General features: G+C 39.9%; 5 protein-coding genes. 2 read left to right on the forward strand and 3 right to left on the reverse strand.

All coding sequences use genetic code 11. From position 1 onward, the window contains the following. Window positions 1–81 precede the first annotated feature (81 nt). The gene (locus tag E5342_RS18855) at window positions 82–267 is read left to right on the forward strand and encodes a hypothetical protein (RefSeq protein ID WP_135960068.1); all 186 of its coding nucleotides are present in this window, start codon (window positions 82–84) and stop codon (window positions 265–267) included. Next, window positions 245–586 carry a hypothetical protein gene (locus E5342_RS18860; protein WP_160217563.1) on the forward strand — a complete coding sequence of 114 codons (342 nt, stop codon included), beginning with the start codon at window positions 245–247 and terminating at the stop codon, window positions 584–586. Before E5342_RS18855 ends, E5342_RS18860 begins: the two co-directional genes overlap by 23 nt. Window positions 587–1,010: 424 nt before the next feature. On the opposite strand, the gene E5342_RS18865 is transcribed toward E5342_RS18860, so the two are convergent. From E5342_RS18865 to E5342_RS18875, 3 genes are all read right to left on the reverse strand, one after another. Then, window positions 1,011–1,598: a phage integrase SAM-like domain-containing protein gene (locus tag E5342_RS18865; protein WP_121737544.1), complete on the reverse strand. Its 588-nt coding sequence runs from the start codon at window positions 1,596–1,598 to the stop codon at window positions 1,011–1,013. A gap of 88 nt (window positions 1,599–1,686) precedes the next feature. After that, entirely contained in the window at window positions 1,687–1,920 is a 234-nt protein-coding gene (locus tag E5342_RS18870; protein WP_135960069.1) for a hypothetical protein, read from the reverse strand. A gap of 349 nt (window positions 1,921–2,269) precedes the next feature. Next, a partial coding sequence (locus E5342_RS18875) for a transposase (RefSeq protein ID WP_135960070.1) occupies window positions 2,270–2,436 on the reverse strand: 167 nt, incomplete at its 5' end.

A 2,436-nucleotide genomic window follows, 5' to 3' on the forward strand; every position in this document is an offset into this window, starting at 1 on the left:
TGGGCCAAATTTATTTAATGTTTAACTAGTCCCTATTTTTTATGGGACACTAATGACAGGAATTATATTTAAGAAATCTTTATGACAATACCCGACCACGGAGTGACAGGCCGATGTTCCTATGCGCTTTCCGGCCTGCTGACTTATATTTGCGGAGGTGAGGATTATGTCAATATGAGCGAGCTCTCCTTTGATGTTTCAGCCATCGGGGACAAGGAGACGGCGACCCGGCCTGAAAATGATTGTGGAGATAACCTCAACGGTTGATTACGGGGAACGTACAACGACTGCGACACGGCATTATATCAGTGATGAGGACTTTCCCAAAGCCGCTTACTTCAACATGTTAGGGCGCAGCCACTGGTTCATCGAAAAACAGTCGCACTGGAACCTTGACGTTACGTCCAAAGAGGCCACCTGCCGGGCCAGAAAGAAGTATGCTGCCCAAGACCTGTCGGCTATTCGGAAACTGGCCATGCAAATAATCAAAGGTGACAACGACAAGCGGAGTATCAGGAAAAGATGTTTTCATGCCTCGCTTTCGCAGGATTATCTGTTGGAATTACTCCTGTCGGCCCATATCTAAGGTCGTTTCCATGACAAGGATCCGCTCACACATGAAAAAAGAGACCCCTTACCCGAAGAGGTCTCTTATAAGATCTTACTAATCATAGTCAAGAGACTTTGGTATGCAAAATCTTTCCGTAAATTTTAACTGTCAAGGTTCTTTTCTCATAGTTAAAGTTTCAACAACTCAAAGATCCACATTATTTCCTGAGTACACAAGACTTTTTTAAACTATTTTGATTATTATGTCATAAAACATACTTTTACTGCTATTTTGATACGGTTGTCCTTGGGTACCGGTGACTTGGATTGATTGTTTCATCTGAAATGTCACTGTTAGACGAATTAAACAAAAAAGCAGCCCTATATAATCCAAAGTTGCGACACTCCATATATATAACGGATTATGATAGAACTGCAAATGCTTTCTACTATCTATTGTCCTACTCGCTTGTAGTGCTTGTATATGAAATGTCGCACCGTAAAGATAGGCATATTTCAGACATTGCGAATAAAAAGCGTTGTGCCGTGTAAACCCCGACAAGAAAAATATCCCTGCACAATAATAGTACCTTGTGCTCCTCTCCCGATAGATTCAGATTCTCGATCGCCGTGATCTCTTGTCTGGTTAAGTAAACCATGCCAGCCTCGGTCGATAGTATATTGAATGATCTCAGGGAGCTTTGCGTATTTTTGCGTAATCCTTCTGCAAATGCCGCCGCCATGATCTCCTTTAGGCTCTTGATATGTTTCCCAGTGGTATTTGAGCTATACTCCTTATCATTGAAGAAATCTATGAAATCATTGTAGAAATCCATGGTTATATCATCATAGTTATATCTATGGCCAGTATTTTCTTGGAACTTATTGAACTCGCTTTGGAACGAGACCTTGTTCTTTATCGTACCCGGTGAATATAACATTCCCTTGTTGTTTTTCCTTGTCCCGCTTCGCATTTCATCTATATATTTTTGTATGTAGGCGTTAAGATCAATAATTCGTGCGGCTTTTCTTCCTCTACTCTTATCCATTCATTTTCCGTCTCTTCCGCTATTTCCTCGGCATACACAGTTTCGTTGATCCGCTCGAAGGCTATATCGTTGTCGATCGTCCCATTTTCTAAATATATAGATTCAACGTTCGTTCTATCTTGTCCAGCTTGTCAAATGTGGCTTTCTCCCTTATACAGAATCTTTTTAATAACTCTATATCACGATACCCTTTCTCCCATGCGGAAGCGTCAATATACAAACGGGTTGCTACCTTTATGTCTATCCCGTATTTCTTGCTGCGGATCCTTGTAAATATAGCACAAAGGCTGCTCTTTTTCCTAATAAAAAAACTTACTGCCATACTATTATTTTATATCCCGAGTGCCGATAGTGCAGGGCAACCGCATCAAAATAGCAGTAAAAGTATGTTTTATGACATAATAATCAAAATAGTTTAAAAAAGTCTTGTGTACTCAGGAAATAATGTGGATCTTTGAGTTGTTGAAACTTTAACTATGAGAAAAGAACCTTGACAGTTAAAATTTACGGAAAGATTTTGCATACCAAAGTCTCTTGACTATGATTAGTAAGATCTTATAAGAGACCTCTTCGGGTAAGGGGTCTCTTTTTTCATGTGTGAGCGGATCCTTGTCATGGGAGCGAGGCTGGAATCTCGGGGTCAGTCCGAAAACCCTGTGGGTATGTTAAATCTACACTGTTAGTTTACATAATCTAAAAATAAAGAATGGTATATCTCCGACTCCCCTAAACTGTGCTCTGAACGCTTTAATTTTTGCATTGAATGATTCTGCAAATGCATTTGTTTCCCTGTTAACAAAATAGTTTAGTATTGTCTCATAATAGTTCTGCATGGTAT

The sequence above is a fragment of the Parabacteroides distasonis genome, assembly GCF_004793765.1.
In the GTDB taxonomy this organism is placed as follows: Bacteria; Bacteroidota; Bacteroidia; order Bacteroidales; family Tannerellaceae; genus Parabacteroides; species Parabacteroides distasonis_A.